15 protein-coding genes are annotated in these 25873 nt (G+C 70.6%); 10 read left to right on the forward strand and 5 right to left on the reverse strand.

Features of this window, described 5'->3' with window-relative positions; all coding sequences use genetic code 11:
* Nucleotides 1-92: 92 nt before the first annotated feature.
* Nucleotides 93-851 carry a hypothetical protein gene (locus OG972_RS39135; protein WP_266989676.1) on the forward strand — a complete coding sequence of 253 codons (759 nt, stop codon included), beginning with the start codon at nucleotides 93-95 and terminating at the stop codon, nucleotides 849-851.
* Between the two features lie 677 nt (nucleotides 852-1528).
* Here OG972_RS39135 and OG972_RS39140 read toward each other — a convergent pair.
* From OG972_RS39140 to rhaI, 4 genes are all read right to left on the reverse strand, one after another.
* Nucleotides 1529-2122: a GNAT family N-acetyltransferase gene (locus OG972_RS39140; RefSeq protein ID WP_266989678.1), complete on the reverse strand. Its 594-nt coding sequence runs from the start codon at nucleotides 2120-2122 to the stop codon at nucleotides 1529-1531.
* A gap of 258 nt (nucleotides 2123-2380) precedes the next feature.
* Nucleotides 2381-3886, reverse strand: coding sequence for a rhamnulokinase family protein (locus tag OG972_RS39145; RefSeq protein ID WP_266989680.1), 1506 nt, complete (start codon nucleotides 3884-3886; stop codon nucleotides 2381-2383).
* Between the two features lie 294 nt (nucleotides 3887-4180).
* Nucleotides 4181-6220: a bifunctional aldolase/short-chain dehydrogenase gene (locus tag OG972_RS39150; protein ID WP_266989682.1), complete on the reverse strand. Its 2040-nt coding sequence runs from the start codon at nucleotides 6218-6220 to the stop codon at nucleotides 4181-4183.
* Between the two features lie 205 nt (nucleotides 6221-6425).
* The gene (gene rhaI / locus OG972_RS39155; RefSeq protein WP_266989684.1) at nucleotides 6426-7586 is read right to left on the reverse strand and encodes an L-rhamnose isomerase; all 1161 of its coding nucleotides are present in this window, start codon (nucleotides 7584-7586) and stop codon (nucleotides 6426-6428) included.
* 386 nt (nucleotides 7587-7972) lie between these two features.
* Between rhaI and OG972_RS39160 the strand changes: the two genes are divergently transcribed.
* The 7 genes from OG972_RS39160 to OG972_RS39190 all read left to right on the forward strand — a co-directional run bounded on the left by OG972_RS39160 (nucleotide 7973) and on the right by OG972_RS39190 (nucleotide 16252).
* On the forward strand, nucleotides 7973-9502 hold the full coding sequence (locus OG972_RS39160; protein ID WP_266989686.1) for a sugar ABC transporter ATP-binding protein: 1530 nt from the start codon (nucleotides 7973-7975) through the stop codon (nucleotides 9500-9502).
* Nucleotides 9499-10554 (forward strand): ABC transporter permease, encoded by a 1056-nt coding sequence (locus OG972_RS39165; protein ID WP_266989688.1) that lies wholly within the window; start codon nucleotides 9499-9501, stop codon nucleotides 10552-10554. The genes OG972_RS39160 and OG972_RS39165 overlap by 4 nt, the downstream gene beginning before the upstream one ends.
* Complete coding sequence (locus tag OG972_RS39170) at nucleotides 10547-11581, forward strand: ABC transporter permease (RefSeq protein ID WP_266989690.1); 1035 nt, start codon at nucleotides 10547-10549, stop codon at nucleotides 11579-11581. Before OG972_RS39165 ends, OG972_RS39170 begins: the two co-directional genes overlap by 8 nt.
* 116 nt (nucleotides 11582-11697) lie before the next feature.
* Nucleotides 11698-12783, forward strand: a complete 1086-nt coding sequence (gene rhaS, locus OG972_RS39175; RefSeq protein ID WP_266989692.1) for a rhamnose ABC transporter substrate-binding protein — start codon at nucleotides 11698-11700, stop codon at nucleotides 12781-12783.
* A gap of 79 nt (nucleotides 12784-12862) precedes the next feature.
* Nucleotides 12863-13183, forward strand: coding sequence for an L-rhamnose mutarotase (locus OG972_RS39180; RefSeq protein WP_266989694.1), 321 nt, complete (start codon nucleotides 12863-12865; stop codon nucleotides 13181-13183).
* On the forward strand, nucleotides 13180-14316 hold the full coding sequence (locus OG972_RS39185; RefSeq protein WP_266989696.1) for a LacI family DNA-binding transcriptional regulator: 1137 nt from the start codon (nucleotides 13180-13182) through the stop codon (nucleotides 14314-14316). Before OG972_RS39180 ends, OG972_RS39185 begins: the two co-directional genes overlap by 4 nt.
* A 268-nt stretch (nucleotides 14317-14584) precedes the next feature.
* Nucleotides 14585-16252 (forward strand): IS200/IS605 family accessory protein TnpB-related protein, encoded by a 1668-nt coding sequence (locus OG972_RS39190; RefSeq protein ID WP_266989698.1) that lies wholly within the window; start codon nucleotides 14585-14587, stop codon nucleotides 16250-16252.
* A gap of 179 nt (nucleotides 16253-16431) precedes the next feature.
* Here OG972_RS39190 and OG972_RS39195 read toward each other — a convergent pair whose 3' ends face one another.
* Entirely contained in the window at nucleotides 16432-19407 is a 2976-nt protein-coding gene (locus OG972_RS39195; protein WP_266989700.1) for a glycosyl hydrolase, read from the reverse strand.
* A 239-nt stretch (nucleotides 19408-19646) separates the two neighbouring features.
* Between OG972_RS39195 and OG972_RS39200 the strand changes: the two genes are divergently transcribed.
* Together OG972_RS39200 and OG972_RS39205 are read left to right on the forward strand one after the other, a co-directional pair.
* Nucleotides 19647-22214 (forward strand): beta-L-arabinofuranosidase domain-containing protein, encoded by a 2568-nt coding sequence (locus OG972_RS39200; RefSeq protein ID WP_266989702.1) that lies wholly within the window; start codon nucleotides 19647-19649, stop codon nucleotides 22212-22214.
* A gap of 220 nt (nucleotides 22215-22434) precedes the next feature.
* Nucleotides 22435-25833 carry a glycosylhydrolase-like jelly roll fold domain-containing protein gene (locus OG972_RS39205; RefSeq protein ID WP_266989704.1) on the forward strand — a complete coding sequence of 1133 codons (3399 nt, stop codon included), beginning with the start codon at nucleotides 22435-22437 and terminating at the stop codon, nucleotides 25831-25833.
* Nucleotides 25834-25873 lie beyond the last annotated feature (40 nt).

Here is a 25873-nt window from a genome sequence, read left to right on the forward strand (position 1 = left end):
GATCTGTCCCGATATGACAGGTAATGAGGCGATAAGTACGTTCGTCTCAGGTCGGCTGCCCAGCCGGCGTCTCTGAGACAGGAAGAAGTGACATGACCATGCGTACAGTCGCTGTAACCGCTGCCGTAGCAGGCGCAGCGGTTCTGGCTACTACCGGCATTACGTATGCCTCGGCTACCGGGTCCGCCCCGGCAGTTCAGCAGGCTGCTCCGGCTGTTGCTCCGCTGGCTGACGGCGGGAACGGGAACGGGAACGGGAACGGGAACGGGAACGGGAACGGGAACGGGAACGGGAACGGGAACGGGAACGGGAACGGGAACGGGAACGGGAGGGGGAACGGGAACGGGAACGGGAACGGGAACGGGAGGGGGAACGACGGCGGCAACGGTGGCGGCAACGAGGGCGGCTACGGTGGCGGCAACGGTGGCGGCAACGGTGGCGGCAACGAGCGTGGCGGCAACGGTGGAAAGGGGAACGAGGGCGGCTACGGCGGCGGCGGCGGCGGCGGTGGCTACGGCGGCGGCAACAACCGTGGTGGCTATGGCCACAAGGAGGAGGGCCGGATCTTCATCAACGAGCGGTCGTACTCGGCTCGCGGTGAGGATGGCTGCATCACGGTGGTGAGCGGTCTGGGTGCCCGGAGCTTCAACGTCCGTAACGACAGTCGTCGGACCGTTGAGTTCTTCCGTGGGGCGACCTGCGACAACGGTTCCCCGGTTGCGACGGTCGGTCCCTGGAGCACCAGCAACGGTGTCTTCACCCGTCAGCACATCCGTGGCGGCGTGTTCGTCAAAAACGGTGTCGTGGGCAGCTTCCGGGTGGTCCGGGACCACTTCGACAAGGAGTGGTGAGGGGCCACCTCCAAAGGTGGTAGAGCAGGGTCTGCATGACATGGAAACCCCGGCCCGTCGGAATCGGGCCGGGGTTTCCGGCATGGGGGCGCCTGTGGGCGGGGGGCCCGTTCGGGGCGGTGGTACGCGCGGCGGGTACCCGGTGCCCTGTACATCGGCTTCCGCCATACTAACTTGGTCTTTAACCTCGGAGGTCGAACGATTCCTCGTACTTGAACACCCGGTCTGGCAGCCGCCGTACGCGAGGGCGGCCTTCGGCTGAGCAGTTCATTGCGTGACCGCTGACAATCCGCGAGGAGCCCCTGGAGGGCCAGGTGTCCGCCCGCGAGCGCGGCCGTCACGGCGGGCCCGCTCAACGATCTTTCCCCGAAGCTCCCCACCGGGACAGCCGGCTGTGGTAGCCCGGTGATCAATCTCGGCGCTACTTTCTGTTCCTCAACCACTCACATCCGAAGCAGGCCCACGCCGCGACCGACAGCGGCCGCACCGCGATCGGTCGCAGCTCGACCTCGCCAACCGCCTTGACTTGGGCATCCCGATCCTGGACGCAGCCAAGTTTCTCGTCCACCCGCCCCGACTCGCGACCGCCAAGCCGTGGCCGACCTCGTCCGTACCACGCCAGGCCCCCTCCTCTGGTGGTGACACCCTGAACGCGACGTGGAGCCCAGACCTCAGGGTCAGGGGACGAGGACGGTCAGGGAAGTGCTGGTGAGCTCGAATCCGAGCTTCTCGTAAAGATGACGGGCGCGATTGCCGTCACTCACCACCAGCGCCATCTCTGTGAGACCGCAGGACGCGGCGTCTGCCAGCATCCGGCGCAGAAGCACGGAGCCAAGACCGGCATAGCGGGGATCTGGCCGGCGGAAGACGGTCGCGATCCACGGAAGGCCGTCACGGTCCGTAATGATGACTCCGGCGATCACGCGGTCTGCTTCATCTATCGCCAGAGTGCTGCAGGGCATGACCGGGCCCAGCACTTCGCCGGTCAGCAGCGGGGCCAGCTGTGTGTCCAGCGCTTGTTCGTCGCTTCCGTGCGAGTGATCCGGATGTTCGGGAGAGAAGGCAGCCCGCCACGCCGGGAACAGGTCACGGGCCGGACGGTCGCAGGGAGCGATGTGGAGTCCGTCGGGCAGGTTGATGGTTGACCACTCAGACGGGGAAGGGTCGGAGACCAAGTCAAAGTGCATGCTGTGGGCGTGTCGGCTGCATCGGCTCAGCAGCTTGATGGGGGGCTTCTTCGCCCATCCGGCAGTTGGCCAGGTCCGGGTCAAACGCGGGGCGTGACCACCTTCCGGACCACGTTGACCCGCAACTCGCCGGCCGCGCTCAGCGGTCTGCCGGCCGGCTTCGCCGCTCCCACGGTCCGCCGGGCTCCTGTCTGCTGCCGTCCGACCGGAGGCCGGCCCGGCGGCGGAGGTGGGCGTGCGGCGATCGACCGCACTCCGGCCGGTTTCGAGGAGCTTCACGGTGGCGACGGCCGTGGCCGGAAGACGGCGTCGTTCACACAGGTGGCGAAGAGGCGACACGCATCACAGGTCCTCTCCGGCCGGCGCGAGACGGGCCTCGGCCGCGTCCCAGGCGGCAGGGTCGCCGCCGGGCGGGTAGTGGCGCAACTGCTGGGTGTCCGCGACCAGTCGGCGCATCGAGGAGAGGTCGCCGACCAGACCGGCGGCCCTGGCCTGGACGAGGACGTTGCCGAGCGCGGTGGCTTCGGCGGGGCCCGCCACCACCGGCAGCCCGCAGGCGTCGGCGGTCAGCCGGCACAGCAGCTCGTTGCGCGAGCCGCCGCCCACCAGATGGACCTGGGTGATGTCGTGGTCGGCGAGCCGCGCGGCCTGCCGCAGGACCCGGCGGTGGGCCAGCGCCAGGCTCTCCACGATGCAGCGCACCAAGGCGCCCTGGCTGTCGGGGACAGGCTGCCCGGTGCGGCGGCAGTAGGCGCGGATCTGCTCCGGCATGTCACCGGGGGCGAGGAACTCCGGCGCGTCCGGGTCGACCACCGACACGAACGGCCGAGCCCGGTCGGCCTCGGCGAGCAGCTCGGGCAGCCCGGTCGGCAAACCCTGCGCCGCCCAGGTGCGGCGGCACTCCTCCAGGAGCCACATGCCCATGATGTTGCGCAGGTAGCGGATGGTGCCGTCGACGCCACGCTCGTTGGTGAAGCCTGCCTTCCGGGACTCCTCGCTCAGGATGGGGGCGTTCAGCTCCAGTCCCGCCAAGGACCAGGTGCCGCAAGAGATGTACGCGAAACGGGGGTCGGCGGCCGGTACCGCGACGACGGCGGAGGCGGTGTCGTGTGAGGCGACCGTGGTCACCGGGGTGCTGGTGCCGAGCCCGGTGTACGCGGCGACGTGCGGCAGCAGGGTGCCCGCGGAGTCACCGGGTGCGCGCAGCGGCGGCAGCAGGCCGGGGGCGAGGGAGAGCCGGTCGAGGAGGTCGGGGCGCCAGGTGCCGGTGCGGGCGTCGAAGAGTGCGGTGGTGGAGGCGTTGGTCTCCTCGGCGCCGACGGTTCCGGTCAGCCAGTGGATGAACAGGTCGGGGACGAGCAGCATGGTGCGGGCGGCATCCATCTGGGCGGTGCCGGCCGCGGAGGCGAGCTGGAAGACGGTGTTGAAGGACAGGTGCTGAAGGCCCGTGATCCGGTACAGCTCCTGGGCGTCGATCCGGGAGAACACGGTGTCGGCGGCACCGTCGGTGCGGCTGTCGCGGTAGTGGAAGGGGTGCCCGAGCAGCGCGCCGTCACGGTCCAGCAGCCCGTAGTCCACCGCCCAGCTGTCCACCCCGACGGAGGCGATCCGGCCGTCGGTACTGCGGGCGGCCTGGCGCAGCCCGTCGAGGACCCCCTGGAAGAGGGCGAGTACGTCCCAGTGCAGCCCGTCGGACAGCCGCACCGGTGTGTTGGCGAACCGGTGCAGCTCGGTGAGGACGAGCCGGTCCGGCGCGACCTCGCCGAGGACGACTCGTCCACTGGTGGCACCCAGGTCGGCCGCGGCGAACAGGGCGGGTGACGCGGAGGGGGATGGGGTGGTGGTCATGAGGTGGCTCCTCCGCGGGGCGTGCGGTGGTGTCGATGGGGGAGGGCGGGGCCGGGGCAGCGTGACGTGGCCTTGCTGCCCCGGCGGGGAACCGGGCGCGCGGGGCCCCTGCTGTCCTCGGGCCCGTGGGCGTGGGCGCACGGGGACGTCCGGACGGCCTGTGCGGTGGTGAACCGTCCGGACGTACCCCGTGCGGGGGAAGCCGGGGCCGACGGTGCGGGGTCGGCGCCGGCGGGGTCGGCGGGCTGTCACCGGGCCGGGCGCGATGTGCCCGGCCCGGTGACAGCGTTTGCGTTATCGCAGGAAGGCGGCGGCGACGCCGGCGTCGACCGGGACGTGGAGGCCGGTGGTGTGTGTGAGGTCCCCGCCGGTCAGCGCGAACACCGCGTTCGCGACGTGCTCGGGGAGTACCTCGCGCTTGAGCAGGGTGCGCTGGGCGTAGAACTCGCCGAGCTTCTCCTCCTCGATGCCGTAGGTCGCCGCGCGCTGCGCGCCCCAGCCGCCGGCGAAGATTCCGGAGCCGCGGACCACGCCGTCCGGGTTGACGCCGTTGACGCGGATGCCGTGCTCGCCCAACTCGGCCGCCAGGAGCCGTACCTGGTGGGCCTGGTCGGCCTTGGTGGCGGAGTAGGCGATGTTGTTGGGGCCGGCGAAGACCGCGTTCTTGGAGGCGATGTAGACGATGTCGCCACCCAGTTCCTGCTGGAGCATTACGCGGGCCGCCTCGCGGGAGACGAGGAAGGAGCCGCGGGCCATGATGTCGTGCTGGAGGTCCCAGTCCTTCGCGGTGGTCTCCAGCAGGGGCTTGGAGATGGAGATGCCCGCGTTGTTGACGACCAGGTCGACGCCGCCGAAGGCCAGTACCGCTGCCTTGAACGCGTCGGTGATCTGTTCCTCGGAGGTGACGTCCACGGTGACCGCGACGGCCCTGTCGGGACCGCCCAGCTCGTCCGCGACCGCCTGCGCGTTCGTCGCGTCGAGATCCGCGATCACGACGCAGGCGCCCTCGGCGGCCAGTCGGCGGGCGATCGCCCTGCCGATGCCGCTGCCCGCGCCCGTCACCAGCGCGACGCGTGTGGCGAGCGGCTTGGGCTTCGGCATCCGCTGGAGTTTGGCCTCCTCCAGGGCCCAGTACTCGATGCGGAACTTCTCCGATTCCTCGATCGGCGCGTACGTGGAGACGGCCTCGGCTCCGCGCATCACGTTGATCGCGTTGACGTAGAACTCGCCGGCCACGCGCGCGGTCTGCTTGTCCTTGCCGAAGGAGAACATGCCGACGCCGGGGACGAGCACGATCGCCGGGTCGGCGCCGCGCATCGCGGGGGAGTCGGGCTCCGCGTGGCGCTGGTAGTAGGCGGCGTACTCCTCGCGGTAGGCGGCGTGCAGTTCCTTCAGACGGGCGGCCGCCTCGTCCAGGGGCGTGGCCGGTGGCAGGTCGAGGACGAGCGGGCGGACCTTCGTACGCAGGAAGTGGTCCGGGCAGGAGGTGCCCAGCGCCGCGAGCCGGGGGTGCTCGGCGCGGGCGAGGAAGTCGAGGACGACGTCGGAGTCGGTGAAGTGGCCGACCTGCGGGCGGTCCTGCGATGCGAGAGCCCGGATGTACGGTGCCAGGGCCGCGGCCCTTTCCCGGCGCTCCGTCTCGGACAGGGCCTCGTACCCCTCAACGACCGGCCCGAACGGCTCGGCCCTGCCGTGTTCGGCGAGGAAGGTTTCGGCGGTGCGGATGATGTGCAGCGAGTTGCGCTCGCATTCCTCGGCCGTGGCACCCCAGGCGGTGATGCCGTGACCGCCCAGGATGCAGCCGATCGCCTGCGGGTTGGCCTCCTTGACCGCCGCGATGTCCAGGCCGAGCTGGAAACCGGGGCGGCGCCAGGGCACCCACACCACGCTGTCGCCGAAGCACTCGGCGGTCAGCTTCTCGCCGTCGGCGGCGCAGGCCAGTGCGATGCCGGAGTCGGGGTGCAGGTGGTCGACGTGGGGCGCGTCCACCAGGCCGTGCATCGCGGTGTCGATGGACGGGGCGGCGCCGCCCTTGCCGTGCGCGCAGTAGTCGAACGCGGCAACCATCTCGTCCTCGCGCTCCACACCGGGGTAGACGTCGGTGAGGGCGCGCAGCCGGTCCAGGCGCAGCACGGCCAGACCGGCCTCGGTCAGGGTGCCGAGGTCGCCGCCCGACCCCTTGACCCACATGAGTTCGACGTCGCCGCCGGTGACCGGGTCGGTCTCGGTGCCCTTCGCGGAGGTGTTGCCGCCCGCGTAGTTGGTGTTGCGGGGGTCGGCGCCGAGCCGGCGGGACCGGGCCAGTAGGGCCGCGGCTTCGGGATGGGGAGCCATGTTCCTAGTCCTTAAGAGAGAGTGTCTGCTTGTGCTCGGAAGCCCCGAAGGGCGCGGGGAGCCGCGGCGCCGGCCGTGCGGCTCCGTCGGGGCGCGGGGAACCGTCCCGCCTTGGCGGGCGGCCGTGCGGCGGATCCGTGCCGTTGTGGCGGGACCGCCGCACGCTCGCGGTCCCGTGGCGGCCCGGCCGAATCCGCCGCGGCGCTCACGCGCCCCAGCCGGCCTGCTGCCCGCCGACCCGCTCCTCGGCGATTTTCGCCGCCCAGCCGGAACGGTGGTACGCGGCGACCGGGTCCGCGTCCAGGCCCACCTCCTCGCGCACCTCGCCCAGCAGCGGACGTACGTCCGTGTTGTAGGCGTCCATCAGCACGGCGTTCGCGGCGAGCACATCGCCCGAGCGCTGGGCGGCCGTCAGCGCCACACGGTCGACGAGCAGCGCCTTGGCCGTAGCCTCCTGGACGTTCATCACCGAACGGATGATCGCCGGGATCTTGGCCTCGATGTTGTGGCACTGGTCGAGCATGAAGGCGACGTCCGGGGTGAAGCCGCCGCCGCGGATCACCTCGTACATGATCCGGAACAGCTGGAAGGGGTCGGCGGCGCCGGCCATCAGGTCGTCGTCCGCGTAGAAGCGGGAGTTGAAGTCGAAGGCGCCGAGCTTCCCCTCACGCAGCAGGGTGGCGACGATGAACTCGATGTTGGTGCCCGGGGCGTGGTGCCCGGTGTCGACGACGACCTGAGCCCTGTCGCCCAGCTTGAGGCAGTGGGCGTACGCCGTGCCCCAGTCCGGCACGTCGGTCGTGTAGAAGGCGGGCTCGAAGAACTTGTACTCCAGCAGCAGCCGCTGGTCGTCGCCGAGCCGCTCGTACACCTTCGCCAGGCCCTCGGCGAGCCGGTCCTGGCGCTCGCGGACGTCGTCCTGGCCGGGATAGTTGGTGCCGTCGGCGAACCACAGCTTGAGGTCCTTCGAACCGGTCGCATCCATGATGTCGACGCATTCGAGGAGGTGGTCCAGGGCCTTGCGGCGGACGGTGGCGTCCGGATGGCAGACACTGCCCAGCTTGTAGTCGTCGTCCTGGAAGGTGTTGGAGTTGATGGTGCCCAGTTTCAGGCCGCGCTCCTTGGCGTACGAGGCGAGCGCCGCGTAGTCGTCGACCCTGTCCCAGGGAATGTGCAGCGCGACGGTCGGCGCGGCCCCGGTGAACTCGTGGACCTTCGCCGCGTCGTCCAGCTTCTCCCACGGGGTGCGTGGCACTCCTGCCTGGGCGAACACCTTGAAGCGGGTACCGGAGTTGCCGTAGCCCCAGGACGGCGTCTCGATCCGCTGTCCGGCGAGTGCGGCCTTCACGGCAGCGATGTCAGTCATGTTCACCTCGGGAAGTGCGACAGCCCGGAACTGGGCCGACAGACACACAAATGTGTGAATCGATTCATTACACGGGAAAGCTAGCCCCGAGTTTCGTGGGCGTCAAGGGTCTCCGCTGAAGGCCGCCGCGTTACGCAATCGTGTTATTGGCCTTCCGCGGCCTTCGGGCAGGCTCTATTCCGTACAGGTCATGGGGGAATGGCCGGTGGACTTGCTTGCCTTCTCCTGTTTCGCCCCGTTGCGTAGAAGTCGACCCCTTGACCTGAGGAGCGGGCAGGGCTAGCTTCCGGGCAACCTCACTGAAACATTTCATGCCGGGTGATCGCATCGGCACGGTTCGGCGTGCACAGATCCCCTGACCGACCCTGACCCCCATGGAGAGACACATGACGCAACCCGAACCGGATGCCACTCCGGTCCTCGCGCTGGAGGAGGTGAGCAAGTCCTTCGGCGCCGTCCGGGCCCTGCGCGGAGTCTCCCTGCGGCTGTACGCCGGAGAGGCCCACGCCCTCGCCGGCGAGAACGGTGCGGGCAAGTCGACCCTGATCAAGGCCTTGGCCGGCGTGCACCGGCCCGACACCGGTACGGTGCTGCTCGACGGATCACCGGTGGAGTTCCACGGCCCGGCCGACGCCCGTGACGCGGGCGTCGCCGTGATCTACCAGGAGCCGACGCTCTTCCCCGACCTGTCGGTCGCCGAAAACATCTTCGTGGGCCGCCAGCCGACCCGCTCCTTCGGCCGGGTCGACCACCGCGCGGTGAAGCAGGCCGCCGCCGACCTCTTCGCCCGCCTCGGAGTCGACCTCGACCCGGAACAGCCCGCCCGCGGACTGTCCATCGCCGACCAGCAGCTCGTCGAGATCGCCAAGGCGCTCTCCTTCGACGCCCGCGTGCTGATCATGGACGAGCCGACCGCCGCCCTCACCGGCAGCGAGGTGTCCCGCCTCTTCGGCGTCGTCAGGACGTTGCGCGAGCAGGGCGCCGCCGTGCTGTTCATCTCGCACCGCCTGGAGGAGATCTTCGAGCTGTGCCAGCGGGTGACCACCCTGCGCGACGGCACCTGGATCAGCAGCGAGCCGCTGGCCGGACTCACCGAGGACGACCTGGTGCGCCGCATGGTCGGCCGCGACCTCGACGAGTTGTACCCCAAGCAGGAGACCGAGACCGGCGAGGCGGCGCTCACGGTGCGCCGGCTCACCCGTGAGGGCGTCTTCACCGACGTGTCCTTCGAGGTGCGGCGCGGCGAGATCGTGGGCCTGGCCGGACTGGTGGGGGCGGGTCGCAGTGAGGTGGCGCGGGCTGTGTTCGGCGTCGACCGCTGGGACGGCGGCGAGGTCGAGGTGCTCGGCCGGAAGCTCAAGCCGGGTGCTCCGAGCCTGGCCATGGCTGCGGGCCTCGCCCTCGTCCCGGAGGACCGCCGCGCCCAGGGCCTGGTGATGGACATGTCCATCGAACGCAACATCGGGCTCACCGGCTTCGCCGAAACCACCCGCGCCGGCCTGATGAACCGCCGGGCCGAGCGCGACCGCGCCGTCGACTGGGCCGTGAAGCTCCAGGTGAAGTACGCCCGACTGGCCGATGTCGTCGGCACCCTGTCGGGCGGCAACCAGCAGAAGGTCGTCCTGGCCAAGTGGCTCGCGACCGCGCCCCAGGTGCTGATCGTGGACGAGCCGACCCGCGGCATCGACGTCGGCACCAAGGCCGAGGTGCACCGGCTGCTGTCCTCGCTCGCCGCCGAGGGCGTCGCGGTGCTGATGATCTCGTCCGACCTGCCGGAGATCCTCGGCATGGCCGACCGGGTCCTGGTGATGCACGAGGGCCGCCTGGCCGCGGAGATACCGCGCGCGGAGGCGACCGAGGAGACCGTGATGGCGGCGGCCACCGGCCGCGCAGCCCGAGGAAGGGACGCGGCATGACCACGACCGCCGAACCGGTGCGGAGCGCACCCGCATCCCGGGCCGCCGGCGCGCGCACCCTCATCGACAAGATGTTCAAGGCGCGCGAACTGGCAGTCCTCGCCGTGCTCGTGGTGATGCTCGGCACCACCCAGATCTACAACGGCGAGTTCCTGTCCGAGCAGGGCATCAAGGACCTGCTGCTCAACGCGACCATCCTGGCCCTCGTCGCCACCGGCCAGGCCGTCGTGGTGATCACCCGGAACGTCGACCTGTCGGTCGGCTCGGTGCTCGGCATCTCCGCCTTCGCCGCCGGCAACTACCTGAACGGCGGGGGCAGCCCGCTGCTCGCGGTACTGCTCGCAGTCGCACTCGGAGCGCTCTTCGGGCTTCTCAACGGCGCCCTGGTCAGCCTCGGCAAGGTGCCCGCCCTCGTGGTCACCCTCGGCACCCTCTACATCATCCGCGGCATCGACTCCATCTGGGTCGGCTCCCGTCAGATCACCGCGGACGCGCTGCCCGAAGGCTTCGTCGGCTTCGGCCACGACGGCATCTGGGCGGTTCCCTACCTCGCCCTGCTCGCCCTCGTCGTACTCCTCGCGGTCGGCTACTACCTGCGCAGCTACCGCAGCGGACGCGACCTGTACGCCTTGGGCTCCAGCCCCGAGGCGGCCCGTCTCGCGGGTGTACCGGTCCGGGGCCGCATCATGACCGCGTACGTTCTGTGCGGCGCCCTCGCCGGACTCGCCGGCGCCCTCTACCTCGCCCGCTTCGGCAACGTCGACTCCGCCACCGGCAACGGCTACGAACTCACCGTCGTCAGCGCCGTCGTGGTCGGCGGCGTCGCCTTCACCGGCGGCTCCGGAAGCGTGTACGGAGCGGCGCTCGGGGCCGTCCTGCTCACCTCCATCAACAGCGTGCTCCCCGCGATCGGCGTCAGCTCGGTCTGGGTCACCGCGATCAACGGCATCCTGCTGCTGCTCGCCATCGCCGTCGACCGGATCCTGGCCCTGCGGGTCGCCGCAGTGCTGCGCAAGAAGGCCGCACAGATGAGGAGTGCCCGCCATGACTGACACCACTACGAAGGCCACGGCCCGGCGCGGCCTCGGCGGCGCGGTGCGCTGGGACACCGCGGTGGGCGCCCTGTTCGTCGTCCTGCTGCTGTGCTCCTTCTCGTTCGTCGACAACTTCGGCAACGCGCTCAACGTCTCGTTCCTGATCGGCAACACCCTGCCGATCGCCCTGATCGCGCTGCCCATGACGCTGCTGGTGGTCTCCGGCGAGGTCGACCTTTCGGTGGGCTCCACGGCGGGCCTGTCGGGAGCGGTGATGGGTGCCCTGTGGAACGAGGGCATGAGCATCGAGACGATCATCCCGCTGTGCCTGCTGCTCGGTGTGGTCTGCGGTCTGATCAACGGACTGCTCGTCACCCGCCTCGGCCTGCCCTCCCTCGCCGTCACCATCGGAACCATGGCCGCCTACCGGGGCATCGCCCAGATCATCCTCGGCTCCGACTCGGTCACCGACTTCCCCTCCCAGTACCTGGACTTTGGGGCGGGCCGGATCGGCGACACCTTCATCCCGTATGCCGCACTGCCGTTCCTGGTGCTGCTGGCCATCGCGGTGGTCGTCCTGCACGCCACCCCCGTCGGGCGTTCGCTGTTCGCGATCGGCGCCTCCGAGGAGGCCGCCCGGTTCGCCGGTATCCGCGTCAAGCGCCTGAAGCTGTCCATGTTCGTCACCACCGGTCTGCTCTCCGCGCTCACCGGTGTCTTCTGGGCCCTGCACTACGCCAGCGCCCGCTACGACAACGCCACCGGCCTCGAACTCTCCGTCATCGCCGCGGTCCTGCTCGGCGGCATCGACTTCGACGGCGGCAAGGGCACCCTCGGCGGCGCGATCGCCGGTGTGTTCCTGCTCGGCACCCTGCAAAACGTGATGAGCCTGCTCAACGTCTCCGCCCAGTCCCAGATCGTCGTCACCGGTGTCCTGCTGGTGGTCTCCGTCCTCGCCCCGCGCGTCGGCCGGCAGATCGCCCAGAGCAGGGCTCGCAGAAAGGCGACCGCGGTTCCCCTGAGACCGCCGGCCGCCACCTCCTGAAGGGGCTGCCGACACCGTCGGCAGCCCCTGCGGGGAGGCGGAGCGACACCGTCCGCCGCGCCCCGAACCAGGCAACACCCCCGTACAAAGCCGTACTTCGCAACGATAGGACCCTCATGTCTCTCGCCACCGTCAGAACCCGTCGACTCACCCTCGCCGTCGCCACTGCCACCGTTCTCGCCCTGGGCGCCACTGCCTGCGGCGGCACCACCAAGAACGACACGGACAAGAAGTCCGGTTCCGCCGTGACCGGAAAGGCCGACGCCAACGCGGAAACCAAGAAGGGCCTGAAGATCGCCTTCCTGCCCAAGCAGGTCAACAACCCGTACTTCACCATCGCCGACACGGCCGGCAAGAAGGCCGTCGAGGAGCTCGGTTCGACCTACCAGGAGGTCGGCACCAGCAGCGGCACCGACACCTCCGGCCAGGTCTCCTACGTCAACACCCTCACCCAGCAGCAGGTGAACGCCATCGCGGTGTCCGCCCAGGACCCCGGTGCCCTGTGCACTGCGCTGAAGCAGGCGATGAAGAACGGCGTCAGCGTCGTCACCTACGACTCCGACACCAAGACCGACTGCCGCCAGGTCTTCGTCTCCCAGGCCTCCGCGGAGGACCTCGGCCGTACCCAGGTCCAGCAGATGGCGAAGCAGATCGGCGGCAAGGGCGAGATCGCGATCCTGTCCGCCGCCCAGACCGCCACCAACCAGAACACCTGGATCGACTTCATGAAGGAGGAACTGAAGAAGCCCGAGTACAAGGACATCAAGCTGGTCAAGGTCGCCTACGGCGACGACGACGCCCAGAAGTCCTTCCAACAGACCCAGGGCCTGCTCCAGGAGTACCCCGACCTGAAGGGGATCATCTCCCCGACCACCGTTGGCATCAAGGCCGCCGCCCAGTACCTGTCCGGCTCCAAGTACAAGGGCAAGGTCAAGCTGACCGGCCTGGGCACCCCCAACGACATGCGTGCCTACGTCAAGAACGGCACCGTCGACGCCTTCGAGCTGTGGGACCCGAACAAGCTCGGTGAGCTCGCCGCCCGCACCGCCGTCGCCCTGCAGTCGGGCCAGATCACCGGCGCCGAGGGGCAGACCTTCAAGGCCGGCGGCATGGGGACGTACACCATCGGCAAGGACGGTGTGGTCTCCCTCGGCAAGCCGACCGTCTTCGACGCGAAGAACATCGACCAGTACAAGTTCTGATCCCAGCACAGGTGGGGCCGCTCCGCCGCGACCGCGGAGAAGCGGCCCCACCCCCGTACGCACCCACCAAGGACATGACATGCAGCGTGTCTGCTTCCTGCTCAAGGTCAGGCCCGACCGGGCCGAGGAGTACCGCGAACGCCACCGGCACGTGTGGGCCGAGATGCGCGAGGCACTCTCCGCGGCCGGCTGGCACAACTACTCGCTCTTCCTGCGCGAGGACGGTCTGCTGGTCGGCTATCTGGAGACCGAGGACTTCGACGCGGCCCGCGCCGCCATGGACGCCACCGACGTGAACGCGCGGTGGCAGGCCGAGATGTCCGAGTTCTTCGAGGAGCTGGACGGCCGGGCACCCGACGCCGCCATGCTCCCCCTCACGGAGGTGTTCCACCTGCCATGAGAACCGGGCTGGGCTTCTCCGGGACGGACGGCTCCTTGCCGTTCCCGCCGACCGACGGCCCCGTCATCCGCGGAGCCGACCGGGAAGGCGCCTTGGCGAGACGTACGACGGGCAACCGGTCCGCAGTCGGAATCAAGGACGTGGCACGGGAGGCGAAGGTCTCCGTCGGCACCGTCTCCAATGTGCTCAACCGCCCCGAACGGGTCTCCGACCGGACCCGCCGCCATGTTCAGCAAGTGATCGCCCACCTCGGCTACGTCCGCAGCGAGTCGGCCCGCCAACTGCGAGCGGGCCGCAGCCGTATCGTCTCGCTGCTGGTCCTGGACATGGGAAACCCGTTCTTCGTCGACGTCGTGCGCGGGGCCGAACGCACCGCGCGCGACGCGGGACTGGCCGTCATGGTCTGCAACAGTGGCCAGAGCGTCCAGGAGGAGGCGGACTACCTCGCACTCTTCGCCGAGCAACGGGTGCGCGGGGCACTGGTCACCTCCGCCGACTCCAGCGGCCATACGCTGCGCGAGTTCCGCCGGTTCGGCATTCCCTTCGTGGTCGTGGACCGGGTGGACGGCAACGAGGAGGGCTGCTCGGTCGCCGTCGACAACGTGGCAGGCGGCGCCCTGGCCATCAGACACCTGACGGCCGCAGGCCACCGCTGGATCGCCTTCGTCAGCGGGCCCGAGCACCTCAAACAGGTGCAGGACCGGCGGGCGGGCGCCCTGAAGGCCCTCGACGAGGCGGGGCTGCCCCACGAGGCACTGCACGAACTGCCCACCGACCGCCTCGACGTGGCCGCGGGCCGCGACGCCGGAGCCCGCCTGCTGGGGCTGGCGCGGCGGCCCACCGCGGTGTTCTGCGCCAACGACCTGCTGGCCCTGGGGGTGCTCCAGACGCTGTACACCGCGGGGGTGAGAGTGCCCGACGACATCGCCATCGTCGGTTACGACGACATCGAGTTCGCGGCCGCGGCCACCGTGCCGCTCACCTCGGTGCGTCAGCCCGCCTACGCCATCGGCTCCATCGCCGCCGACCTGCTGCTGCAGGAGACGGGGGAGAAGGCCGGCGAGCACCGGCACGAACACGTGGTGCTCCCGCCGGAGCTGGTGGTACGGCAGTCGAGCACGGCCGGCGGCTGAGGAACGCCGGGGCCACGGAGCACCACCATCGGGGTCCGCAACGCCGGGGTCCGGAGCGCCGGGGTCCGCAATGCCAGGCCGGGAAACACCGGGGTTGCGAGCTGCTGTCGGTTTGCTGCGCTGAAGTGAGTTGGAGCGAGCGGGAGTGAGCCTCTGTCGGCGGGTTCATGGGGGGAACGGGGGTTCTGGGGTCGAGTGTGTGACCTTTGGTGCCTGTGTTCGTTGGGCTGGGTGGCAGGTGTCCGGCCTTGCGGGAGGGGGTGATGTGGTGGGTGGTCTGCGGAAGTTGGCCGTGCCCTTCGTGGTGCCCGGGCCTTGCGGGGTGGCGATCCGGGACCGGCTGGGGCACCTCACCCCCCACGACGAGATGGTGCTGCGCGCGGTCGGCGAGCACCAGGGTGCGCTGGCTTCCCGTGATCTCAAGGATCGCTGTGCGGATGGCCACGATCACAGCGCTCAGACATGGGCGGCGCGTAAGCGGGAGCTGACGGCACGGTCGTCGTCGCGGATCGCGGGTGCGATCACCAAGGCCACGCACGATCAGTGGGCGCTGGCCCGGCGTTGCCAGGCCGCGCACGTGAAGAGCCTGGCGGCCGGGATCAGGACGTTGCGGCATCGGTTGTCCCTCCCGATCGGGGAGAAGGGCACCAGGCGCGCGGCGGGTGGCTACCGCTCCCGGGGTGAGTGGTTCCGCAAGTCCCGCCGCCTCGCGGCACTGGAGGACCGGCACACGGCGGCTGTTGCCGACTGGCAGGCCGGACGGGTCCGAGTGGTGCGGGGCGGGAAACGTCTCCTCAACACCCGCCACCACCTCACCCAGGCCCAGCTCACCGAAGACCGGTGGCGGCAACGGTGGGAGGCGGAACGCTGGTTCGTCGCCGCCGACGGTGAGTCGGGTAAGCGGTTCGGGAACGAGACGATCCGTGTCACCCCGGACGGCGAAGTGTCCATCAAACTGCCTGCCCCGCTCGCGCACCTGGCCAACGCCCAGCACGGCCGGTACACCCTCACCTCCCGCATCGCATTTGCGCACCGGGGTGGGGAGTGGGCCGACCGCATCACCGCGCACCGGGCCGTCGCCTACCGCATCCACCTCGATACGGAGCGAGGCCGCTGGTATTTCACCGCGTCCTGGCAACGCCCCGTCGTCCAGACCATGCCGTTGGAGACTGCCCGCGCCCGGGGCATGATCGGCGTCGACACCAACGCCGACCACTTCGCCGCCTACCTTCTCGACCGGCACGGCAACCCGGTCGGTGACCCGCACCGCTTCCCCTACGACCTGTCCGGCACCGCCGCTCACCGCGACGCACAGCTCCGCCACGCCCTGACCCGGTTGATCAACTGGGCCAAGCAGGCTGGCGTCGCCGCGATCGGCATCGAAGACCTCGACTTCACCGCCGAGAAGACCCGCGAGAAACACGGCCGCAGGAAACGGTTCCGGCAGCTCATCTCCGGCATGCCCACCGGCAAGCTCCAGGCCCGACTGGTGTCGATGGCCGCCGAACACGGCCTGAGCATTGTCGCGGTCGACCCGGCCTACACCTCCCAGTGGGGTGCCCAGCACTGGCAGAAACCGCTGACCACCCCCCACCGAAAGATGTCCCGTCACGATGCCGCCGGTATCGCGATCGGACGACGCGCCCTCGGACACCCGGTCCGGGATGGGGTATCCCCTGCTCGAACGGAGTTGAGAGCTTGGGGAAGGACGGCACCGCCCCCACACGACCGGAGTGATCGTGCGGGGCATCGGACCGTCCAGGCCGGACCAGGTGACCGGGGGCGTGAGGGAACCCGCCCACCGACAACGGACCGTGCCCACGAAGGGCCGTCGCCGAGCGGGAAGCGAAAGCGGGAACCCATTGCATCCAACACCGTTCGGGATGCGCGCAGTACGCAGCGGTGGGTCCAAGACTCACTTATGTGCACTGGTTAGGAACGGTCCGCTTCCCGAAGCCGGGAGAGCGGACCCCGGTGTTCCGCATTCCGCCGTGCCCGCGCCGCCCGGCCGCCCCGGCCACCACCCGTTCTCCGCCCTCCCCGTACAACACGGCGGGCCGGGGCGGGGACACCTGGTCCTCCGCCCCGGCCCGCGCGCTCACCGCGGTGCCGTGCTCACGCGTGCACGGTCGCGGTCCCGTACGGCACCACCCGCACCGGGCCCAGCAGCCCGTACGCCTGACGTGTCGCGGCGCCGAACACCGGCGCGTCGGCCACCCGCAGCCGGTTCAGCAGCGTCGTCGCCACCTCCACCTCGACGGTGTTGGAGCCCTGCCGCAGCCGCGAGCCCAGGTCCACCACCCGCGTCACCTGGTCCGCCGGCGGAAGGTCTCGGCCGTTGACGCGGATGCGGAAGGTGTCGCAGACCTCGCCCAGCTCCAGCCGCGCCCCGGTCCCCTCGGTCCACTCCTCGCCCAGGGTGAACGCGGCGCGGTAGGTACCCACGCCCGACACGTCCTCCAGACCGGTGATCTGCGACCACGGCAGAAGCCCGTCCGGCAGCGACAGCTGGTGCCGCACACGGACGGTCTCGGTGGCCTTCGAGCCCGGCTGCCAGTCCTCCACGTCCAGCTTCCACGACTCCAGGGCGAACGGCGCGGGCACAGTCCGGACGACGGCGTTCACCGAGCGCCCGTTGTCGAACGTGGTGCGGTAGGCGCCCGCGGCGACGGCCCGCACCTCGAACGTCCGGCTGTCGGCGGTGACCACCTCGTCGGCGTGGGTGGCGGTGACGTGCCGGGCAAAGACGCCACCGGTGGGCCGGGACAGCCGCACGATGCTCACGGCACCGGGCGCCAGGTCCACGGTGAGACGGATCCGTCCGTCCTCGGTGCGGGTGTACGCGGCGAGCGGCGTGACCGAACCGGTCCACGGGTCCAGCAGGTGGGGGACTGCCCCGCGGACATGGGCGGTCAGGGTGACATCGTGACGGATCCGGGAACCCGTCGACCCCTTCTTGCTGACCGCGTCGTTGGCGAAGAAGAAGTAGTCCGTGTCGTCGTCCCGGCGGTGCGCGTGCAGCAGCATCGATGTCTCGGCGTACTCCACGTCGCGCCGCAGCCCCAGCGCCTCGATGGCCTCGGGCACGTTGGGACGGTCCGCGACGGTGTGCACGGTGGGCCGCTTCTGCAGCTCCACGAGCAGCTCGCGCAGCCGGGTGTTGTCGTCCGCGGCGGCGGGCATCCCGGGCACGTGCGCGTCCGACCAGTTGCCTATCAGGATGATCGCGAGACCCGCGTCCGCGTAGGCGACCAGCCGCCGGGCCACATCGAGCTGGAGCGTGTGTTCACGGCCGCTCATGACGTCGCCGTCGACGACGAGCGCCTTGCAGGAGGGGCCGTCGGGGGCGAACCGGCCGTTGCGCACCACGGCACTGGGCAGGTCGAGCAGACGCGGGCTGAGGAAGGTGTGCGTCCAACCGACGGGCACGCCGTCACCGGTGAACCAGGGCGCCCCGAGCCCGGAACCCGCGTAGCCCTTCTGTCGCAGCACCCCCACATCGACCTGGTTGACCCCGGTCTGCAGCACCTGCTGGATCCTGGCCAGGCAGTCGGCGACGATGTCGGCGTGCTGCCAGGTGGGCTGGCGCGGGCCCCAGGCCTCGCCGTACCCGGCACCGCCTCTGTATGGCGAGAAGGCGGCGAAGCCCGGCCAGGCGGCGCCGGGCGCGTCGGCGTAGGCGAAGCCGTGGAACACCGCCTGGTTGACGCCGGCCGCGTACTGGATGACCAGCTTTTTCAAGGTGGCGGACCAGGTGGTCGAGTAGGCGCCGTTGGCCACACCGCCGGCCTCGTTCGACAGGACGAGACGGCCGCCCATGTCCCGGCCGCCCGCCAGGCACCGGAAGTCGTCCAGGTTCTTGAAGCCGAGGGACTCGCCCTCGGGGATGTCCAGGATCGCCGCCTTGTAGATCGCGTCGGTCTCCAGGCCGTACGGCTGGATGCGCAGCTTCAGGCCCAGAGTGTGCGCCCAGTTCTGCAGCGGACGCAGGTGGTGCTCGACGTACAGCTCGGTGATGACGTCCATGACGTCGCTGCGTACCGGCTTGTCGACGGCCGGGCCGAAGCTGAAGACGGGCTTCTCCTTCTTCTCGACCACGGCCGCCAGGTACGGCAGCAGCGAGTACCCCTTGCGGCGCTCGAACTCGGCGGGCAGCTTCGGCGTCCACAGGGTGGCGTCGGTCTCCAGCTCGATGGAGTCCTCGAACAGCGCGCCGCCCACGTCGCGCAACAGCGACCGGATCGCCGGGGTGAGGATGTGCTCTTCCCAGAAGCCGGTGACGGCGCCGGTGCCCGCGTCGCTGAAGTGGTCGACGACGTAGGAGAGCGGGGTGGTGTGCGCCGGGCCCTCTGGGCGCTGGCCGGAACCGCGCTCCCAGTAGGCGACGACCAGCCAGCTGCCGTCGTCGGGCGCGGTCCAGGTCAGGGTGGAGCCGCTCACTGCCGAGGTGAGGTCGGTGACGCTGGACTGGTCCAGGACGACGGGGACGGCGCCGGCCGAGCTGCCCGTGGCGACCCGGACGGCCTGCACCAGCAGCGGTCGCTGGACGGTGACATCCTCGGAGGCCTCGGACACGGCGGCCGGAAGCGGCCCCGAGTAGGTCTCGCCCGGAGCCACCACGGCCTGGCCGTGCGCGAGTTCCTTGGCCGCCGCGGTGCTGTCCGGGGTGATCGAGGGAACCGCGGCCGGCCAGGCCGGGCCGACCGTCAGGTCCACCACCACGTCGTGCCGCTTCGCGGCCCGCAGCGCGGCCTCGACGGCCGCCGTCCACGCCGGGGTGCCCCAGCCGTAGCGCTGGGCGTCGATCTGCTGGCTGAGGCTGTGGGTGACGGCCGCGATTTCCACGCCGCCGAAACCGGCGGCGGCGATCCTCCCGATCTCGTCCGCGATCTCACGGGTGTTCACCAGCGCGTCGGGCCACCACCAGCGGAACTTGGGGCGCACGCCGGACGCGGGGTCGCCGAAGCCGCGCGGCACGGTGCTGCCCTTGCCTTCCTCCGCCGCCGCGGGAACTGCCGTCAGGGGCAGGGAAGTCGCGGCCGCACCGGCCAGGGCCCCCATCGTCAGTACGGTTCGCCGTCGCAGGCTCATGTTGCTCCTTGTCGGGCCCACCGGGGCGTGAAGCACCGGGACCTGGAACGCAGGTTCATTTGAAACGCCGTTCAAACGATTCAATTAACGCGCCGGAAATCTACGTGCTCGGTGTACTCAACGCAATAGGGGTGAAGAAAAGAGCTGCTGCGTACATCTTGACGCGCGGCGATCCCGCCCCCAGAGTGGCCGTCATCCAAAAAAACGATTCAACTCTTGCTGTGCAGAGGAGTCGCCGCATGCCACGACAGAACCCGACGCGAAGACGCTTCGTGATCGGAACCGGGGTGGCGATCGGAGCTTGGGCGGTCGCCGGGGCGCCGGCCGCGGCGACCGACGGCCCCGGGCCCCGGGCCGGGGCCACGCCCTCCAGCCCCACGCTGGCCGAGTTCGCGCCGGGATCGGTACGGCTGCTGGACAGCCCCTTCCGCGACAACATGCGGCGCACCTGCGCCTACCTCGAAGCCGTCGACATCGACCGTCTCCTGCACACCTTCCGCACCAACGTCGGCCTGCCGTCGAGCGCGCAGCCCTGCGGCGGCTGGGAGGCACCGGGCGTCCAGCTGCGCGGCCACAGCACCGGCCACCTGCTGTCCGGCCTCGCGCTCGCGCATGCCGGCACCGGGGACCACCGGTACGCGGACAAGGGCCGCCGTATCGTCGACGCCCTGGCGGAGTGTCAGTCGGCGTCCCCCGCCGCGGGATACGGCGAGGGCTACCTCTCGGCCTTCCCCGAGCAGGTCTTCGCCGACCTGGAGGCGGGCTCGAAGCCCTGGGCGCCGTACTACACCATCCACAAGATCATGGCCGGTCTCCTCGACCAGTACCAGCTGTGCGGGAACGAGCGGGCCCTGGGCCTCCTCGAAGCCATGGCAGCCTGGGCCGACCGCCGCACCGCCCCGCTCACCCCGGATCAGCTCGACCACGTGCGACGGGTGGAGTGGGGCGGCATGAACGACGTGCTCGCCGCCCTGCACCTGGCCACCGGCAGCCAGGCGGCCCTGCGCACGGCCCGCCGCTTCGACCAGGAGGACCTGTTCGGCCCGCTCGCCGAGGGGCGCGACGAGCTGAACGGCCGGCACGCCAACACCGAGATCGCCAAGATCGTGGGCGCGGCCCGGATGTACGAGGCGACCGGCGAGCAGCGCTACCACGCGATCGCCTCGAACTTCTGGGACATCGTGGTCCACGACCACTCGTACGTCATCGGTGGCAACTCCAACCAGGAGTTCTTCGGCCCGCCCGGCGAGATTGTCAGCCGGCTGTCCGAGGAGACCTGCGAGAACTGCAACACGTACAACATGCTCAAGCTGGGGCGGCGGCTGTTCCTCCACGACCCCGCCCGGGCCGAGCGCATGGACCACTACGAATGGGCCCTGTACAACCAGATGCTCGGCGAGCAGGACCCCGACTCCGAACACGGCTTCGTCACCTACTACACCGGCCTGTGGGCGGGGTCGCAGCGTCAGCCCAAGGGCGGTCTGGGCGCCGCGCCCGGAAGTTACAGCGGCGACTACGACAACTTCTCCTGCGACCACGGCACCGGCCTGGAGACCCACACGAAGTTCGCGGACAGCATCTACTTCCACTCGGCCCGCGCCGGCCGCCCCGAGCTCTACGTCAACCTCTTCATTCCCTCCGAACTGCACTGGCAGGAACAGAAGGTGACGATCCGCCGGGAAGGCGGTGGATATCCGGAGTCCGGGCGGGTCCGGCTCACGGTCACCGGCTCGCCGTCCCGGTTCCGGCTGCGGATACGGATACCGGGATGGCTCGCCGACGGCACGCGCCGCCGGACCCTCCGCATCACCGTCAACGGCCGCACCGTCGACTGCGACGTCAGGCCGGGGACGTACGCGACCCTCGACCGGCAGTGGCGGTCCGGTGACACCGTCGAGATGACCCTGCCCCGCGAGGTCGTGGAGCGCCCTGCCCCGGACAACCCGCACGTGGTGGGGTTGTCCTACGGACCGCTGGTGCTGGCCGGCGAGTACGGGACGACCGGGTCCGTGACGATCCCCGCCCTTGAGGACGGCCCGATACGGCCCGCTGCGGACGGGGGGACCGCGTTCACGGCGCGCGCGGACGGGAGGCCGGTCACCCTGCGGCCCTTCCACCAGGTCCACCACCAGCACTACAACGTCTACTTCGCGCGCCCGCCCCGCCAGGACGACCCGCGAGAAATCGCCCGCTACCTGCTCGACGAGGGCGCCGGCACCGCCGTCGCCGACACCACCGGACACCACCCCGACGGCCGGCTCGCCGAGGGCGCGGCATGGACCGCCGGACGCGGAGCGGCCGGAGCGGTGGCCCTGGACGGCGCGGGCGGCCATGTCGTGCTGCCGCGCGGCCTGTTGACCGGCCTGACCGAGCTCACGGTGAGCGCCTGGACGCGCCTGGACTCGGTGGCCAACTCGGCACGGATCTTCGACCTCGGCTACCACAAGAGCACCTACCTCTTCCTCGCCGCCCGCACCGGAACGGGCTTCCCGCGGGCCGCCCTCAAGATCGCCGGGATGGCGGGCGAGGACGTCGTGGACTCCGGCCAACCGCTGCCGCAGGGCCACTGGGTCCATGTGGCGCTCACCCTCGGCGGCGGCACGGGAGTGCTGTACATCGACGGGGCCGAGACCGGCCGCAACGAGGCCATGGTCTGCTCACCCCTGCTGCTCGGCGACACCAGCCGCAACTACCTGGGGCGTTCGCAGAACGCCACCCACCCCTACCTGCACGGTGCCGTGGCGGACTTCCGCATCCACAACCGGGTGCTGTCGCCGCAGGACATGGCGGCGCTGGCACGCAGATGAGACCGTCCCCCGACGGCTGAGGGCCGTCCGGCCGAGGACCGCCGGGCCCTCTGCCGGCCGGGGCCCCGCCGCGATCCGGGCTTGCCCCGTGGACGACGGCCGGGCGCCGTCGTCCACGGGCACGACAGATCGTCATTCCTCTGTGCCGTCACGCATCACGCGTGGCGTGCCGTCCTTGCGCCACCCGTCACAGAAAGCAGAACGCACAGCCATGCCGCATATGTTCAGCTCTCCCGAAGGCGCCTCCCGTCTGACCCGGCGCCGCTTCGTGACCCTGGCCGCGCTCACCGCCGCCACCGCCACCGGCGGCCTTCTGAACGGCCTGCCCGCGATCGCGTCCGGGGCCCCCGACGGGACCTCCCTGCAGGCCTTCGGCGACATCGACTTCGTCAACCCAGGCCGCGACAGCCGGCCCGCCGTGTACTGGTACTGGAACGGCCCGGTCACCAACGAGCTCGTCGACACCCAGATGGCCGACCTCCGCTCCAAGGGCATGTACGAGGTCATCGTCTTCCCCTACGACAACGCCGAGATGCAGCCCGCCTTCTTCACCGAGGGCTGGTTCGACGTCATCGAGCACGTGCTGACCACCGCCGAGAAGACCGGCATGAAGGTGTGGCTGTTCAACGACAACCACTTCCCCAGCGGCCGGGCCGGCTACTTCATCACCCAGGGCGGCACCGTCGGTTCACGCACCTACCGGGCCCGCCCCGACCTGCGCCTGAAGGGCCTGTGGCGCTCCACGCACATCGTCCAGGGACCGACGAGCGCGCGCCCGACCCGGACCACCGGTGTCGGCGTCGACACCGGGAGCCTGGTGGTCGACGCGGCGGTCCTCGCGGGCCCCGCCGTGCTGAGCGACAGCGCCGGATGGGGCGACTGCACCGTCTCCGGCAGCGTCAAGCCCGACGTCATCGCGGCCGGAATGCTGGTGAAGGCCTCGGCGACGGGCGAGAACGCACTGCTGGTGGAGTTCGAGCAGACCGGTGTCGTCACCATCAGCCGGGTCGCCGGCACCATGGTCACCCAGCTCGCCCGGTCCACCCGCACCGACGGCTTCAACAAGACCAAGTTCCACACCCTGGCCGTCAAGGTCACCGGCGCCACGGCCACCGTCACCCTCGACGGCAAGGACAAGGGAACCGTCACCGACGAGACCCTGGTCCAGGGCGGCGTCGGCGTGCACGCCCGGGACGGGCAGCGCTCCCTGTGGGACAACCTGACCGTCACCGCCGCCGACGGCACCGCCCTCTACCAGCAGACCTTCGACCAATCGTCCGCCGCGGGCGACTTCACCGTCCGGGACCTGCCCGAGGACGCCGCCCGCCCGGTCGCCGCCACCGCCCGCCTCGTGGGCTCCACCGACGTCGGCGACCTGGTCGAACTCACCGGGCACCTCGATGGCACCTGGCAGGTGCCCGCGGGGCGCTGGCAGATCGACCTGTTCGGCGGGGCCACGCTCACCGACGACTCCAAGGGCTACACGCGCGGGTACGCCGACCTCCTCGACGACGAGCCCGTCGAACTCTTCCTCGACATCGTGCCTGGGGAGTACTACCGCCGCTTCCGCCGCTTCTTCGGCTCCGTGATCAAGGGCTTCTGGGACGACGAGCCGTTCATCGCCTCCGCCGCCCCGCACCCCTTCAAGCGCCGGCCCTGGTCGCCCACGCTCGCCGCGGAACTGAAGGCCGTCGGCGCCGAGCCCGGCGCCGCCTACGCCAGCGCCTTCGACGACCTCGGCGAACAGGGCCGGATCCTGCACGGCCGCTACTGGGAGGCCGTCTCCAACCGGTTCGCCCAGTACTTCGCCAAGCAGGCCACCTGGTACGGCGACCGCGGCGTGAGCCTGATCACCAACCCCCTCTACGACGAGACGGCGCCCTCCAAGCGCATGCAGTCCACCGGCGACCTGCACAAGATCAACCAGTGGGCGCAGGTCCCGGGCGGTGACGCGATCACCGCCGAGTACGAACTCGACACGCCCACCATGGACCCGCGCAACCCCGCCTCCGTCGCCCACCAGATGGGGCGCCCGCGCGTGCTGATGGAGGCCTTCGGCAACATGGGCTGGCAGGTCGCCCCCGACTTCATGCGGGCCCTGCTCGGCGCGTACGCGACTCGCGGCATCAACTTCACCGCGCTGCACGCGCTGTGGACCGACGAGACCCATGTCTACTTCGCACCGCCGTTCGGCCCCCGCAACCCCTGGTGGTGGGCAATGCCTCCGATCACCGCCTGGATCGGGCGGGTCATGGAGCTGGCCCGCGGCACCTCCGGCGCCCGCACCGCGCTGCTGCAGCCGCAGCGTGCCGCCGAACAGTTCACCGCCACCGCCCGCCAGGGCGAGGTCGACGCCGCCTTCGACGAGACCGCGTTCGCCCTGGAGCGCGCCCAGGTCGACTTCGACCTGGTCCACGAGGGCGCCCTGGCCGGTGACCCAAACCTGCTCGCGCACGCCGAGCCGCGCGACAGTGCGCTCCGGGTCGGCGAGGCCTCCTACGACATGGTGGTGCTGCCGGTGACCCCGGTGCTGGAGACGGCCGCGGTGCACACCCTGACCTCGTTCGTCCGGGGCGGCGGCACCCTCATCGCCGTGGGCGACCTGCCCGCCCTCGCCGCCGACGGGGACAACACCACGCTCAGACGTTCCCTCGCGGAGCTCTTCCCGTCCGGCACCGGCAGCCGCACCGTCGGCCGGGGCAAGGCCGTACGGGTCGCGGACGGCGCCGGGCTCGGCGCCGCCTGCCAGGCGGCCGGCGCCGCAGCGGCGGTACTCGAACCGGCCGCCGAGGCCGTACGCGTGCTGCGCACCCGGCGCGGCGAGGACGTCGCCTTCCTGTTCAACAACGAGAGCGGCACGGCCGTCACCACCCAGGCCCTGCTGCCCGCCCAGGGCGTGCCCGAAGTGTGGGACCCGGCGACCGGCGCCACCGGCCCCGCCCTCGTGCGCGGCCTGCCCACCTCCAAGGGCGTCCGGGTGCGCCTCACCCTGTCCCCCTACGAGACCCTCGCGGTCGTGGTGCGCCGGAAGGCCGAGGACACCCCCTACCTCACCGAGACCGGCGGCCTGCCGGTCACCGGCATCACCCGGCACGGCAACAGGCTGCGGGTGACCGCCCTGGGCGAGGCCCCCGGCACATACCGCCTCACCGCCCGCGACGGCAACCACATCCGCACCGGGACAGCCCGCGTCACCGAGCAGCTCACCCCCATCGCCCTCGACGGCGACTGGACGCTCACCCTTGCCCAGGAAGGCGCCGAACCCGTCACCCGCCCCCTGGCCGACTGGAGCGACATCGCCCGCCTGTACTCGGGCAGCGGCACCTACACCAAGGACGTCACCCTCGACGCCCGCGCCCTGGCCGGGCGGCACCACATCCTCGACCTCGGCACGGTCCGCGAGGTCGCCGAGGTCACCGTCAACGGGCACAAGCTCGCCCCGGCCCTGTGGTCCCCCTACCTCGTCGACGTCACCGAGGCCCTCAAGCCGGGCGTCAACCAGCTCTCGGTACGGGTGTCCAACACCCTCTCCAACGAGCGGAACAAGCCCCTGCCCTCCGGCCTGCTCGGCCCGGTGAAGCTGCTTCCGCGCCTGCCGCTCACGGTCGAACTGGACTGACGCCCGGACCGTACCGGTCACCCCTTCTTTCCGACGTACC

The sequence above is a fragment of the Streptomyces sp. NBC_01669 genome (genome assembly GCF_026339735.1).
Lineage (GTDB): Bacteria > Actinomycetota > Actinomycetes > Streptomycetales > Streptomycetaceae > Streptomyces > Streptomyces yanii.